Origin of the sequence: Streptomyces sp. NPDC052101 (assembly GCF_040680235.1) — a bacterium.
In the GTDB taxonomy this organism is placed as follows: domain Bacteria; phylum Actinomycetota; class Actinomycetes; order Streptomycetales; family Streptomycetaceae; genus Streptomyces.
Genome location: NZ_JBFAWH010000035.1, coordinates 1 through 13,042, shown reverse-complemented (window position 1 = coordinate 13,042; position 13,042 = coordinate 1). Strand labels below are relative to the sequence as shown.

Annotated in this window: 11 protein-coding genes and 2 pseudogenes; 5 read left to right on the top strand and 8 right to left on the bottom strand. The window is 71.3% G+C overall.

Annotated features, from left to right (window positions below):
* The first annotated feature begins 58 nt into the window (after nucleotides 1-58).
* On the top strand, nucleotides 59-1,273 hold the full coding sequence (locus AB0L75_RS36910; protein ID WP_365190273.1) for an FAD-dependent monooxygenase: 1,215 nt from the start codon (nucleotides 59-61) through the stop codon (nucleotides 1,271-1,273).
* Here AB0L75_RS36910 and AB0L75_RS36905 read toward each other — a convergent pair.
* The gene (locus AB0L75_RS36905; RefSeq protein ID WP_365190270.1) at nucleotides 1,259-2,317 is read right to left on the bottom strand and encodes a LacI family DNA-binding transcriptional regulator; all 1,059 of its coding nucleotides are present in this window, start codon (nucleotides 2,315-2,317) and stop codon (nucleotides 1,259-1,261) included. The two genes, AB0L75_RS36910 and AB0L75_RS36905, sit on opposite strands and share 15 nt — an antisense overlap.
* A 221-nt stretch (nucleotides 2,318-2,538) precedes the next feature.
* Between AB0L75_RS36905 and AB0L75_RS36900 the strand changes: the two genes are divergently transcribed.
* Genes AB0L75_RS36900 through AB0L75_RS36890 form a run of 3 tightly spaced genes read left to right on the top strand, consistent with a single transcriptional unit; the run spans nucleotide 2,539 to nucleotide 5,677 of the window.
* Nucleotides 2,539-3,690 (top strand): Gfo/Idh/MocA family oxidoreductase, encoded by a 1,152-nt coding sequence (locus AB0L75_RS36900; protein ID WP_365190267.1) that lies wholly within the window; start codon nucleotides 2,539-2,541, stop codon nucleotides 3,688-3,690.
* The gene (locus AB0L75_RS36895) at nucleotides 3,687-4,838 is read left to right on the top strand and encodes a dihydrodipicolinate synthase family protein (protein WP_365190265.1); all 1,152 of its coding nucleotides are present in this window, start codon (nucleotides 3,687-3,689) and stop codon (nucleotides 4,836-4,838) included. The genes AB0L75_RS36900 and AB0L75_RS36895 overlap by 4 nt, the downstream gene beginning before the upstream one ends.
* Nucleotides 4,835-5,677: a sugar phosphate isomerase/epimerase family protein gene (locus AB0L75_RS36890; RefSeq protein ID WP_365190262.1), complete on the top strand. Its 843-nt coding sequence runs from the start codon at nucleotides 4,835-4,837 to the stop codon at nucleotides 5,675-5,677. Before AB0L75_RS36895 ends, AB0L75_RS36890 begins: the two co-directional genes overlap by 4 nt.
* Nucleotides 5,678-5,680: 3 nt before the next feature.
* Here the strand turns inward: AB0L75_RS36890 and AB0L75_RS36885 are convergent, their stop codons facing one another.
* From AB0L75_RS36885 to AB0L75_RS36860, 6 genes are all read right to left on the bottom strand, one after another.
* On the bottom strand, nucleotides 5,681-6,160 hold the full coding sequence (locus AB0L75_RS36885; protein ID WP_365190259.1) for a hypothetical protein: 480 nt from the start codon (nucleotides 6,158-6,160) through the stop codon (nucleotides 5,681-5,683).
* Between the two features lie 46 nt (nucleotides 6,161-6,206).
* Complete coding sequence (gene rbsD / locus AB0L75_RS36880; RefSeq protein ID WP_365190256.1) at nucleotides 6,207-6,587, bottom strand: D-ribose pyranase; 381 nt, start codon at nucleotides 6,585-6,587, stop codon at nucleotides 6,207-6,209.
* Nucleotides 6,584-7,486, bottom strand: a complete 903-nt coding sequence (locus AB0L75_RS36875) for a ribokinase (protein ID WP_365190253.1) — start codon at nucleotides 7,484-7,486, stop codon at nucleotides 6,584-6,586. The genes rbsD and AB0L75_RS36875 overlap by 4 nt, the downstream gene beginning before the upstream one ends.
* 89 nt (nucleotides 7,487-7,575) lie before the next feature.
* Complete coding sequence (locus AB0L75_RS36870; RefSeq protein ID WP_365190250.1) at nucleotides 7,576-9,528, bottom strand: substrate-binding domain-containing protein; 1,953 nt, start codon at nucleotides 9,526-9,528, stop codon at nucleotides 7,576-7,578.
* Nucleotides 9,518-11,047, bottom strand: a complete 1,530-nt coding sequence (locus AB0L75_RS36865; RefSeq protein ID WP_365190247.1) for a sugar ABC transporter ATP-binding protein — start codon at nucleotides 11,045-11,047, stop codon at nucleotides 9,518-9,520. Before AB0L75_RS36865 ends, AB0L75_RS36870 begins: the two co-directional genes overlap by 11 nt.
* Nucleotides 11,044-12,093 carry a LacI family DNA-binding transcriptional regulator gene (locus tag AB0L75_RS36860; RefSeq protein ID WP_365190244.1) on the bottom strand — a complete coding sequence of 350 codons (1,050 nt, stop codon included), beginning with the start codon at nucleotides 12,091-12,093 and terminating at the stop codon, nucleotides 11,044-11,046. Before AB0L75_RS36860 ends, AB0L75_RS36865 begins: the two co-directional genes overlap by 4 nt.
* 196 nt (nucleotides 12,094-12,289) lie before the next feature.
* Between AB0L75_RS36860 and AB0L75_RS36855 the strand changes: the two are divergent.
* A pseudogene (locus AB0L75_RS36855) lies at nucleotides 12,290-12,469 on the top strand (alpha/beta hydrolase); the annotation flags it as partial.
* A 54-nt stretch (nucleotides 12,470-12,523) separates the two neighbouring features.
* Here the strand turns inward: AB0L75_RS36855 and AB0L75_RS36850 are convergent.
* A pseudogene (locus AB0L75_RS36850) lies at nucleotides 12,524-13,042 on the bottom strand (hypothetical protein); the annotation flags it as partial.

Below are 13,042 nucleotides of genomic sequence, written 5' to 3'. Positions count from 1 at the left end.
GGCACCCGGATCCATGTCGGCTGCACGGTGAGGCGGTGACCGGATGAGGATCGTCTGCGTGGGTGGAGGCCCGGCCGGGCTGTACTTCTCGATCTCCGCGAAACTGCGGGACGCCGGCCACGAGATCATCGTGATCGAGCGGGACCCGCCGGAGGCGACGTACGGCTGGGGTGTCGTGTACTGGAACGATCTGCTGGACATCCTGCACCAGAACGACCCCGAGAGCGCACGAGCGGTGAGCGCCGGTTCCGTGCTCTGGCAGCAGCAGGAGATACGCCTGCACGGCAGCCGGCACGACGGCACCGCGTACTTCGGGGGCTACGGCTACAGCATGGGCCGTGCGGCCCTGCTGGAGGTCCTGACCCGGCGCGCGCGGTCCCTCGGCGTCGACGTCCGGCACGAGAGCCTCGCCGACCCGACCGACCTGCCGGAAGCCGACCTGATCGTGGCGGCCGACGGCGCGGGCAGCCGGATCCGGCAGAGCCGCGCCGAGCACTTCGGCACCCGGTTCGAGACCGGCCGCAATCCCTACATCTGGCTCGGCACGGACCGGCAGTTCGAGAGCTTCGTGTTCTGCTTCGAGGAGACCCCCGCGGGCTGGATCTGGTTCCACGCCTACCCGTCGATCCAGGGCCGGATCAGCACCTGCATCGTGGAGTGCTCGCCGCAGACCTGGCAGGGCCTGGGCCTCGACACGCTCGACGCCGAGGAGGCCGTACCCCTGCTGGAGAAGATCTTCCACCGTGCGCTCGACGGCCGCTCCCTGTTCAGCCGCTCACGTGGCGAGCCCGCGAAGTGGCAGCGGTTCTCGCACATCAGCAACCGGACATGGCTCGACGGCAATGTCGTGCTGGCGGGCGATGCCGCGCACACCACCCACTTCACGCTGGGCTCCGGAACCCGGCTGGCGATCATCGACGCGATCGTGCTGGCCCACAGCTTGTCCCGGTACCCGGACCTGAGGACCTCACTGCGCGAGTACGACCAGCACCGCCGCGCGGAACTGCACTCCGTGCAGGCCGGAGCGCGCGCCAGCATGGCCTGGTTCGAGCAGCTCGACGACTACCTGGACCGGGACCCGGTGTCCTTCGCCTACGCCATGGCGGTACGCACCGGTCATCAGAGCCCCTGGAAGTACCAGGTCCACCTCGCCACCCAGCTCGCCACGGTCCGCAGGGCGCTGCGGGCCTACGAGGTCGGCAAGCGCTGGTACCGCGACCGCCGCAGGGGTCAGGCGCCGCTGCCGCTGCTGGGGCGGTCACTTCCCGGCTGACCGGGGCACCCCGGAAGACCCCCGCACCATCAACTCGCCTCGAACGGTGGCGATGCCCCCGGGCGGCGCCTCCTCCCGCCCCATGGCGATACGCCCGGCCCTGGCCCCCGCCTCCGCGAGCGGCAGCCGCACCGTCGTCAGCGAAGGCACCGCGTCGACACTGAACGGCAGGTCGTCGAAGCCGGCCACCGACACGTCCTCCGGAATCCGCAGCCCGGACGACCGCAGCGCCGCGCACGCCCCCAGCGCGACGGAGTCGTTCGCGGCGACGATCGCCGTCAGCGAGGGGTCGCGGCGCAACAGCTCCAGCGTGGCCTCGTAACCGGACTGGCGGTCGTACCGCCCGTGCACGGTCCGGCGCGGGTCCTCCTCGATGCCCGCCGCGGCCAGCGCAGCCCGGTGCCCCTCCAGGCGGTGCCGGGTGGTCGTACGCTCCACCGGACCCGCGATATAGCCGAGCCGGCGATGGCCGAGGCCGATCAGATGGTCGGTGAGTTCCCGGCCGCCCCCGCGGTTGTCGAAGGTCAGGGCGACGGCGTCGGTGCCGGCCGCCGGCGGCCGCCCGCACAGCACCACCCGGGTGCCGGCCTCCGTGAGCTTGCGCAGCTTCGCCGCGACCGCCGCCGCGTGCGGCGCGTCCTCCACGGCCCCGCCGGTCAGCACCACGGCCGCCGCCCGCTGCCGCTGCAGCAGCGTGAGATACGTCAGCTCCCGCTCCGGCGATCCGCCCGTGTTGCACACGACCGCGAGCCGCTCACCGCCCGCCCGGCCGCCCCCGACGCCGCCGATCTCGGCCTGGATCGCGCTCGCCATGATCCCGAAGAACGGGTCCGCGATGTCGTTGACGAGGATGCCGACCAGGTCCGACGTGGCCGCCGCCAGGGCGCTCGCGGGGCCGTTGAGGACGTAGTCCAGCTCGTCCACCGCCCGCAGCACCCGCTCACGCGTGGCGGCGGCCACGGGGTAGTTGCCGTTCAGCACGCGCGACACCGTCGCGGGTGAGACCTGGGCGCGGGCCGCCACATCCGCCAGGGTCACCGTCATGTCGTCGTCCTCCGGTCGCGCATCGTGTCGTACGCCCTCGTAGACAGCCAGGTCGCGCTGCTGGTTCCGAGAAACTGTCGAGCAGACCTTAAAGCCATGGACCCCGGGTGTTCGCCCCCTCGAACAACTCGAAGGGGACACGGTCTTGTACAGACAGTGTCCAGAGGCTAGCTTCTCCGGATAGAAAGCGCTTGCTGCTTGTGTTGACAGAGGGGACTGACGTGACACGCAAGACGGTGCGTATCGCCATGAACGGCGTGACCGGGCGCATGGGCCACCGCCAGCACCTCGTCCGCTCGATCCTCGCCCTGCGCGAGGCGGGCGGGCTCGACCTCGGCGACGGCACCGTGCTGTGGCCCGAGCCGATCCTGCTCGGCCGCCGCGAGCACGCGCTCAGGGAGATCGCCGACCGGCACGGCCTCCACGAGATCTCGACGGACGTCGACGCGGTCCTCGCCGACGACAGCGTGGACATCTACTTCGACTCCCAGGTCACCTCCGCCCGCGAGGAGGCGATCAAGAAGGCGATCGCCGCCGGAAAGCACGTCTACACCGAGAAGCCGACCGCGACGGGACTGGCGGGCGCCCTCGAACTCGCCCGGCTCGCCGAGGAGCGGGGCGTCAAGCACGGCGTGGTCCAGGACAAGATCTTCCTGCCGGGCCTGCTGAAGCTGAAGCGGCTCGTCGACGGCGGCTTCTTCGGGCGGATCCTGTCCGTCCGGGGCGAGTTCGGCTACTGGGTGTTCGAGGGCGACTGGCAGCCCGCCCAGCGGCCCTCCTGGAACTACCGCGCCGAGGACGGCGGCGGCATCGTCGTCGACATGTTCCCGCACTGGGAGTACGTGCTGCACGAGCTGTTCGGCCGGGTGAGGTCCGTCCAGGCCCTCGCCACCACCCACATCCCGCAGCGCTGGGACGAGAGCGGCAAGCCCTACGACGCGACGGCGGACGACGCGGCCTACGGCATCTTCGAGCTGGAGGGCGGTGCGATCGCCCAGATCAACTCCTCCTGGGCGGTCCGGGTCAACCGCGAGGAGCTGGTGGAGTTCCAGGTCGACGGAACGGAGGGCTCGGCGGTCGCGGGGCTCAGGAACTGCCGGGCGCAGCACAGGTCGGCGACCCCCAAGCCGGTCTGGAACCCGGACGTCCCCGCCACCGAGGCCTTCCGCGACCAGTGGCAGGAGGTGCCGGACAACGCGGACTTCGACAACGGCTTCAAGGCCCAGTGGGAGCTGTTCCTCAAGCACGTCTACGCCGACGCCCCCTATCACTGGGACCTGCTGGCCGGCGCCCGCGGCGTGCAGCTGGCCGAACTGGGCCTGAAGTCCTCCGCCGAGGGCCGCCGCATCGAGGTGCCGGAGATCTCCCTGTGACGATCCGACTCCCCTCCGCCGACGGCGCACTGCGGCCGTACATCCCCCGTACCGATCCACCGGTGTTCTCGTCGAGCACCCCCTTCAGCTCCCGCACGGTCTTCTCGGCGGCCCATGTCGTGGCCGACCCGTACGCCGACACGACCCCCGACTCACCCGCCGCCGTCGACTGGGACGCCACCCTCGCCTTCCGCCGCCATCTGTGGTCCCACGGACTCGGCGTCGCCGAGGCGATGGACACCGCCCAGCGCGGCATGGGCCTGGACTGGGCGGGCGCGGCCGAGCTGATCCGCCGCAGCGCGGCCGAGGCGCGGTCGGCCGGCGGCCGGATCGCCTGCGGGGTCGGCACCGACCAGATCACGGCCGGTTCTCCGGCGGAGATCCGCGCGGCCTACGAGGAACAGCTCGCGGTGGCGGAGGAGTCGGGCGCCCAGGCGATCCTGATGGCGTCGAGGGCCCTGGCCGCCGCGGCTTCCGGCCCCGAGGACTACCTGGAGATCTACGGCCATCTGCTCCGCCAGTGCGCCGAGCCGGTGATCCTGCACTGGCTGGGCCCGATGTTCGACCCGGCGCTGGAGGGCTACTGGGGCTCGGCCGACCTGGACGCGGCGACCGAGGTGTTCCTGGAGGTCGTCGCCGCGCACCCGGACAAGGTGGACGGCATCAAGGTGTCGTTGCTGGACGCGCGGAGGGAGATCGACCTCCGTCGCCGGCTGCCCCGAGGGGTCCGCTGCTACACCGGCGACGACTTCCACTACCCCGAGCTGATCGCGGGCGACGACCAGGGCTTCAGCCACGCCCTGCTCGGCATCTTCGACCCGCTGGGCCCGCTGGCGGCGGAGGCGGTACGGGTGCTGGACACGGGTGATGTGACCGGTTTCCGGGGGTTGCTGGACCCCACGGTCGAGCTGTCCCGGCACCTCTTCCAGACCCCGACCCGCTTCTACAAGACGGGCGTGGTCTTCCTGGCCTGGCTGGCGGGCCACCAGTCGCACTTCACCATGGCCGGCGGCCTCCAGTCGGCCCGCTCCCTCCCGCACCTGGCCCGCGCCTACGAACTCGCGGACGGCCTGGGCCTGTTCCCGGACCCGAAACTGGCGGAGGAGCGGATGAAGAACCTGCTGTCGCTGTACGGGGTGGACCAATGACCGATCGGACGCGCTTCAGCATCAACCAGATGACGGTGAAGCAGCTGACACTCCCCGAACTCGCGGACGTCTGCGTCCAGTTGGATGTCACGCAGGTGGGCCTGTGGCGCGAGCCGGTCCAGGCTTACGGCGTCGAGGCCGCCGCCGAGCTGATGCGCGACGCGGGCCTGACGGTGACGACCCTGTGCCGGGGCGGCTTCTTCACGGCGATCGACCCGAAGGAGCGGGCGGCGGCGCTGGCGGACAACCGGCGTGCGATCGAGGAGGCGGCCACCCTCGGCACCGACACGCTGGTCCTGGTCTCCGGCGGCCTCCCGCCCGGCAGCAAGGACCTGCGGGCGGCCCGCCAGCGCATCGCCGACGCCCTCGCCGCCCTCGCCCCGTACGCCGCCGAGCGCGGCGTCCGTCTGGCCATCGAGCCCCTGCACCCCATGTACGCGGCCGACCGCTGCGTGGTCTCGACGCTGGCCCAGGCCCTGGACCTCGCCGAACGCTTCCCCGCACATCAGGTCGGGGTGGCCGTGGACACGTACCACATCTGGTGGGACGACCAGGCGCCCGCGCAGATCGCCCGCGCGGGCGCGAGCGGCCGTATCCACACCTTCCAACTCGCCGACTGGATCACCCCGTTGCCCGAGGGTGTCCTCAACGGCCGGGGCCAGCTCGGCGACGGCGCGATCGACATGCGCGAGTGGCGGGGGTATGTGGAGGCGGCCGGCTACACGGGCCCGATCGAGGTCGAACTCTTCAACGAGGAGCTGTGGGCCAGGGACGGGCGGGAGGTGCTGGCGGAGACGGTGGAGCGTTTCCTCGGCGCTTTCCCGGCAGGCCCTCGGTGACGGTCACTCGATCTCCAGGGGCCCGATGCCCAGGTCCGCACGCATGAGGCTGCGCATCCGGGCCATGGCCGCGCGCCGCCGCGCTATCAGGGGCGCTACCTCGGCAGAGTCGACAGCCGCGCCTCGGGCGTAGGCGTCGCGTAGCGCGCGCAGGCTGTGGAACGCCTCGTTCCCCGCCGCCACAACCTGCGGCGGCCCCACGAGCCAGAGGCGTTCACTCGCCGTGTAGATGCCCGTGCCACGGACGGCCTCCCGCACGGCCTCATCGCGCGCCGACTCGGACAGGTGATCGCCCAAGGCGATCGCCCGTATCTCCTCACCTGCGGCCTTCAGGGCGGAAACGAACTCCGTGTACACCTCGCGCCGTATCTCCAGCGCGTTTCTGGCATCCTCCCGTCGCCACCGGTTGCGATCGGCGATCAGAGTGGCCGTGATGCCGATGACGGCACCGGCCAGCGTCGAGAGCAGGGGCATCCAGTCCATGTGCCGAGCTTGTCCGAGAAGCGCCCAGCCTCGGAAGGGCACGGCGTCAGAAGAACACCCCGCACCGCAGCAGCACATTCGCATACGGCCGTGCCTCCCCGGTGCGGACCACCAGTCGGGCGCCCGTCGAGAGTTCCTTGAGGCGTTCGTGCGGGACGAGTTCGAGATCCTGGAAGTGGCCGTCCAGTAAAGCCCGGTTGGGCCCGCGCAGCTCCCGCGCGGCCGTGGCGCCCTCCACCACCAGCTCGGCCAGCAGACCGTCCAGGACCTCGGCGAAGGACGGGACGCCGGCCCGGAACGCCAGGTCCACCACGCGCGGCCCGGCCGGGATCGGCATGCCCGCGTCGCACACGAGCACCCCGTCCCCGTGCCCCAACTCGGCCAGCGCACCGGCGAGATGGCGGTTGAGGATGCCCGCCCTCTTCACAGGGCGTCCACCTCGGCCGCCGTCGGATACGACTCCTGCGCGCCCCGCTTCGTCACGGCCGCCGCGCCGACCCGGGCCGCGTACCCCGCCGCCTCCATCAGGGAGGCACCCGACCCCAGCTGCCGGGCCAGCGCCGCCGTGAACGCGTCCCCGGCACCGGTCGTGTCCACCGCGTCCACCTTCACCGACGGCACGGAAGAGACACCGTGGGAGTCGGCCACCAGCGCCCCCTCCGCGCCCAGCGTCACCACCACCGAGCGCGGCCCCTTGGCCAGCAGCAGCCGCGCCCAGTCCGCCGGGTCCTCGCTCACACAGGACTCGCCGAGGATCACCCGCGCCTCGTGCTCGTTGACGATCAGCGGATCGCAGGCCGCCAGCACCTCCGTGGGCAAGGGGCGCGGCGGCGACGGGTTCAGCACGAAGCGACCGTCCGGGGACAGGTTCCGCACGACCTCCACGACCGTCTCCAGCGGGATCTCCAGCTGCGCCGACACCACCCGCGAGGCGAGGAACAGGCTGACGGCCGCGCGGATGTCCGCCGGGGTCAGCCGGGCGTTGGCACCGGGCGACACCACGATGCTGTTGTCCCCGCAGGGGTCCACGGTGATCAGCGCCACGCCCGTCGGCGCCCCGCCCACCAGCACGCCGACCGTGTCGACGCCGGACGCGCGCAGGGAGTCGAGGAGCAGCCGGCCGTAGGTATCGTCTCCGACCCGGGCCAGCAGGGCCGTACCCGCGCCGAGCCGGGCGGCGGCGACCGCCTGGTTGGCACCCTTGCCGCCCGGGTGGACGGCCAGGTCGCCGCCGAGCACCGTCTCACCGGCGGCCGGTCTCCGTTCGACGTCGATGACCAGGTCGGCGTTGGCCGAACCGACGACCAACAGGTCGTAGTCGTACATCAGTTGACTCCCCTTGTTCCCCTGAGAGATGACCGCTGAGAGATGCCCTGCTGGCAGTTGACCCGCCCCTTGCCGGCGGCCGCCCGCTGTCAGCCGCTGAATCCCGCCACGTTGTCCTTCGTGACCACCTTCACCGGTACCTTCACCGTCGGCTCCACCTTCTTGCCCTGAACCGCCTTCAGCGCGTTGTCCACGGCAATCCTTCCCAACTGCGTCGGCTGCTGGGCGACCGACGCGTACAGCGTGCCGTTCTTCACAGCCGTCAGCCCGTCCGGGGTGCCGTCGAAACCGACCACCTGCACGGACTTGCCGGCCTTGGAGCCGAGCGCCTTGATCGCGCCGAGCGCCATCTCGTCGTTGGCGGCGATGACGCCCTGGACGTCGGGGTGGGCCTGGAGCAGGTTCGACATCACGTCGAGTCCCTTGGTGCGGTCGAAGTCGGCCGGCTGCTGGGCCACCACCTGGATACCGGGGTAGGCCTTCAGACCGTCCGCGAAGCCCTGCGCCCGCTCCCGCGCCGCCGACGTACCCGCCTGGCCCTGCAGGATCACGATCCTGCCCTTGCCGCCGAGCTTCTCGGCGATCGTCCTGGCGGCCAGCTCGCCGCCCGCCACGTTGTCGGAGGCCACCAGGGCGTCCAGGTCGGCCTTGTTGACGCCCCGGTCGACGGCGATCACCGGGATCCCCGCCTTGTCGGCGGCCTTCACCGAGTTGCTCGCCGCGTCCGAGTCCACCGGGTTCACGATGATCGCGCCCAGGCTCGAACTGGTGAAGTTCTGCAGCTGGTTGGCCTGCTGGGAGGCGTCGTTCTGGGCGTCCGTGACGGTCAGGTCCACGCCCAGCCGCTTCGCCTCGGCCTGGGCGCCCGCCCGGATCTGCACGAAGAAGGGGTTGTTGAGGGTGGACAGCGACAGGCCCATCCTCGGGGTCGTCGAGGCCGGCGAGCCGCCGTGCAGGAAGGAGGTCGCGCCGACGATCGCCACGGTCACCACGGCCGCGAGCCCGTACGTCGCCGCCTGCCTGCCCTTGCCGCCGGGAGCACCGCCCGTGGTCACCGGGGCCGCCCCCGCCTTGCGGCGCACGGTGTCCAGCAGCACCGCCAGCGCGATGACGACACCGATCACGACCTGCTGCCAGAAGGCCGACACGGAAAGGAGGTTGAGGCCGTTCCTGAGCACCGCGAGGATCAGCGCGCCGATCAGCGTGCCGGACGCCTTGCCGGTGCCGCCCGCGAGCGAGGCGCCGCCGATGACGACCGCCGCGATCGCGTCCAGCTCGTAGCCGTCGGCGGCCTGGGGCTGCGCCGAGGACAGCCGGGAGGCCAGCACGATGCCGGCGGCCGCCGCGAACACCCCGGACAGCGCGTAGATCGCGAGCTTCTGCCGCTTCACCCGCAGCCCCGACAGCCGCGCGGCCTCCTCGTTGCCGCCGATCGCGTACATCGAGCGCCCGATGTACGTCCGTCCCAGCACGAGCGCCGCGATCAGCCCCATGACCACCATGACCAGCACCGGCACCGGCAGCCAGCCGCCGAGCGTGTCACCGAGGTGCGAGACCGAGTCGGGGAAGGCGATCGGCGACCCCTGTGAGATCACCAGGGCGAGACCGCGCCCCACCGACAGCATGGCCAGCGTCGCGATGAACGGCGGCAACTTGCCGTAGGCGATGAGGAAACCGTTCACCAGCCCCGCCACGACACCCGTGGCGACGGCGAGGAGGACCGCCAGTGCCACCGGCACGCCGTGCTGGGTGGCGCTCCAAGCCAGCATGGTCGCCGACAGCGCGGCCACGGACCCGACCGACAGGTCGATGCCCGCCGAGACGATCACGAAGGTCACACCGAAGGCGAGGATCGCCGTCACGGCGGCCTGCACACCGATGTTGAGCAGGTTGTCCGTCGTCAGGAAGTCACCGGACAGCGCCGACAGGGCGATGAGGAGGACGATCAGCGCGGTGAGCGCGCCGTTGTCGAGCAGCAGCCGGCGCAGGCCGCCCGGGCCGCCGCTCGCGCCCGTCCGGCTGTTGAGCGTGTCAGTGGCCACGGCTGGCCTCCTTCTCGGTGGTCGCGCTGGTGGGGGTGGAGACGGCGAGCGCCATGACGGCGTCCTGGGTGGCCTCGTCGGCCGTGAGTTCACCGGCGATCCGGCCCTGGGCCATGACCAGCACCCGGTCGCTCATGCCGAGCACCTCCGGCAGATCGCTGGAGATCATCAGTACGGCGGCCCCGGCGGCGGTCAGTTCATTGATCAGCTGGTAGATCTCGACCTTGGCGCCGACGTCGATCCCGCGCGTCGGCTCGTCGAGGATCAGCACCTTGGTGTCGGCCAGCAGCCACTTGCCGATGACGACCTTCTGCTGATTGCCGCCGGACAGGGTGCGCACATGCTGCCCGAGGCCCGCCATGCGCACACCGAGTTGCCGGGCGATCCGCTCGGCGGCGGCGTGCTGTGCCTTCCGGTCGACGAGCCCGCCCCGGGTGGCGGCCCGCAGGGTGACGAGCCCGAGGTTCTCCTCCACGGAGGCGTCCAGCACGAGCCCCTGCCCCTTGCGGTCCTCGGGCACGAGCCCGACCCCGGCCGCCATGGCGGCGTTCACGTCATGCCGCCGGAGCCGGTCGCCGCAGACCCGCACGACCCCGCCGTCGTACGGATCGGCACCGAACACGGCCCGCGCCACCTCGGTACGGCCCGCGCCGACCAGCCCGGCGATCCCGACGACCTCACCGGCGTGCACCTCGAAGCTCACGTCGTGGAAGACCCGGTCCCGGGTGAGCCCTTCGACGGACAGCAACGCCGCACCGCGGTCGGCCCGTTGCCGCGGATACTGCTGCTCGATTGAGCGCCCGACCATGAGCCGTACGAGTTCGTCCTCGGGGGTGGAGGCGGGCACCTGCCCCACACTCCTGCCGTCCCGGATCACGGTGACCCGGTCCCCCAGGGCGGCGATCTCCTCCAGGTGATGCGTGATGAAGACGATGCCGACGCCGTCCTCCCGCAACGCCCGCACGATGCCGAAGAGCTTCTCCACCTCCTCCGAGGTGAGTACGGCGGTCGGCTCGTCCATGATGAGCACGCGCGCGTCCAGGCTGAGCGCCTTGGCGATCTCGATCATCTGCAGTCGCGCGATACCGAGGTCACGCACACGCGCGCGTGGGGAGACCGGAACGCCGACACGCTGGAGCAGGGCCTCCGCCTCGGCCTCCATCCGCTTCCGGTCGATCATCCCGAAGCGACGAGGCTGCCGGCCGAGGAAGATGTTCTCGGCGACGGTCAGATCCGGAACGAGGTTGAACTCCTGGTAGATGGTGGCGATCCCGAGCCGCTCGGCGTCCTGGGCGCCGTGAATGCGCACTTCCCGGCCGCCTGCGTGGATCCGTCCGGCATCGGGCGTATGGGCCCCGGAGAGCATCTTGATGAGCGTGCTCTTGCCGGCGCCGTTCTCACCGAGCAGCACATGGACCTCGCCCCGGCGCAGATCGAAGTCGACGCCGTCGAGCGCGACCACACCGGGGAAGGTCTTGCGTATGCCCTCGATGCGCAGCAACTCGTCCGGGTTGCTCACGATGTGCTCCTTTGCGCTGGGGAGGGGGACGGGGCGGGGATGTCCGAAGGCGCGGCGGGCTCACCGCACGAGCGGCGCACGACGAGCCGGGCGGGCAGGGTGACGGACCGCGGCTCCCGTCCCTCGATGCGGTCGACCAGGGCCCGTACGGCGGCCCGCCCCAGCTCACCGGTCGGCTGGGCGATCGCGGTGACGGGCGGATCGGTGTGCACGAACCAGGGGATGTCGTCGAACGCGGCCAGCGCGATGTCGTCCGGTACCCGCAGCCCACGCGCGCGTACGGCGTCCAGGGCGCCGAGTGCCATGAGGTTGTCGGCCGCGAAGACGACCTCCGGCGGCTCGGCGAGATCCAGGAACCCCTCGGTGACCCGCCGCCCGCTCTCGGCCTGGAAGTCGCCCTGGCCCGTGTAGGCGTCGGGGAGCGAAAGCCCGTGCTCGGCGAGGGCGGCCCGGAACGCCTCGACCCGCTCGCTGCCGGTCGTGGTGGCGGCGGGCCCGGCGATGATGGCGAGCCGCCGGTGTCCGAGCGCGTACAGATGCGCGACCAGATCCCGTACGGCGGCCCGCCCGTCGGCCCGTACGACGGGCACGTCCACGCCGGGGATCCACCGGTCCACGAACACCATGGGCGTCCCGGCGCGAGCGGCGTCCAGCATGAGCGGCGACCCACCGTCGGTGGGGGAGACGAGCAGCCCGTCGATCCGCCGGTCGAGCAGATTCCGCACGTGGTGGTCCTGCAGTTCGGGCCGCTCGTCGGCGTTCCCGATGATCACGCTGTACCCGAGCGCTCGGGCCTCCTCCTCCACGGAACGGGCCAGCTCGGTGAAGTAGGGATTCAGCACGTCGCTGATGACCAGCCCGAGGGTGTGGGTCTGGTCGGTGCGCAGCGACCGGGCGACGGCGTTGGGCCGATAGCCCAGCTCCTCGACGGCGGCCAGCACCCGCGTCCGTGCGTCGGCGCTGACCGACGGGTGCCCGTTCAGGACACGGGAGACCGTGGCGACGGACACCCCCGCCGCGGTGGCGACGTCCTTGATACCCGCCATCGCCGGGCTCACCTCCTCGCGGGATTCCTGAGACTCTCCGCGGCGTGGAAACGATTACATCCACGCCGCAGGAAGGATTGGAATCGATTACACGATCAAGGCGCAAGAGGTTGAACGTTGACCGAAACCTAATCGTGACCGCTCGTCCGGGGGGTGACGCCTGCCGGGGGGAACGCGCTTGAGCGGCCGGATCGCGGCCGTCCTGACAGCAGTGCAGAACCTTGACCAGGTAGGCGCAGGCCCGGTGGGCTACTGCGCCATGTCCATGGGCTGCGGACTCGGCGTCCCGCTCATAGCAGCCGAGTCCCGGATCCGCGCCGCCGTGCTGGGCCTGCTCGGCGTGCACGGGCTGGCCGAGGACGCCGCGCAACTGACGCCCCTCGCTCAACGCGCCGGCCAGATCCCACCCCCGGCCGGCGCGGCCAGGCGCTCACTCCGTGTCGAACAACTCCGCCGCATCGGTGGCGTGTACGGCGCGCCGGGCCCAGACCTCCAGTTGGGCAAGGTCCCGGCACGCCGCCACTCGCTTGCGGTCGGCGTCGAGCATCGGGATGCGGCGCCACTCCAGAATGTGGAGCACCATCTCGGCCTTGGTCTCTACCCGGCCCTGTTCCAGGCCCTGTTCCAGGCCCTCTTCCCGGCCTTCTTCCCTGCCTTCTTCCCGTACCTGTTCCGCGAGCGGGTGCCGCCAGAAGTACTGGATCGCGGTCATCAAGTCCCTCCACATCTCTTTCGCCTGGGGGTCGGCCAGGCAGGAGTCGACAAACTGCACGAAGACTGCGGCGCTGTCGGGGTCGATGGTCCGCAGGGCGGCGGCCAGGGATTCCAGTATGGCCGGAGTGTGGGGGCCGCGTCCGTGTGTCATGGCCGAGAGCACCGCAAGGGGTACGTCCCGTTCGGCCTGATGCGTGTCGGCGATCACCGGAACGTTGTCCGGGCCCAGCACGAG

Bases quoted from the DNA above. Each gene is read 5' to 3' on its own strand.
- AB0L75_RS36905 (WP_365190270.1), bottom strand. From the start codon at position 2,317: ATGACGGTGACCCTGGCGGATGTGGCGGCCCGCGCCCAGGTCTCACCC.
- AB0L75_RS36890 (WP_365190262.1), top strand. From the start codon at position 4,835: ATGACCGATCGGACGCGCTTCAGCATCAACCAGATGACGGTGAAGCAG.
- AB0L75_RS36885 (WP_365190259.1), bottom strand. From the start codon at position 6,160: ATGGACTGGATGCCCCTGCTCTCGACGCTGGCCGGTGCCGTCATCGGC.
- AB0L75_RS36875 (WP_365190253.1), bottom strand. From the start codon at position 7,486: ATGTACGACTACGACCTGTTGGTCGTCGGTTCGGCCAACGCCGACCTG.
- AB0L75_RS36860 (WP_365190244.1), bottom strand. From the start codon at position 12,093: ATGGCGGGTATCAAGGACGTCGCCACCGCGGCGGGGGTGTCCGTCGCC.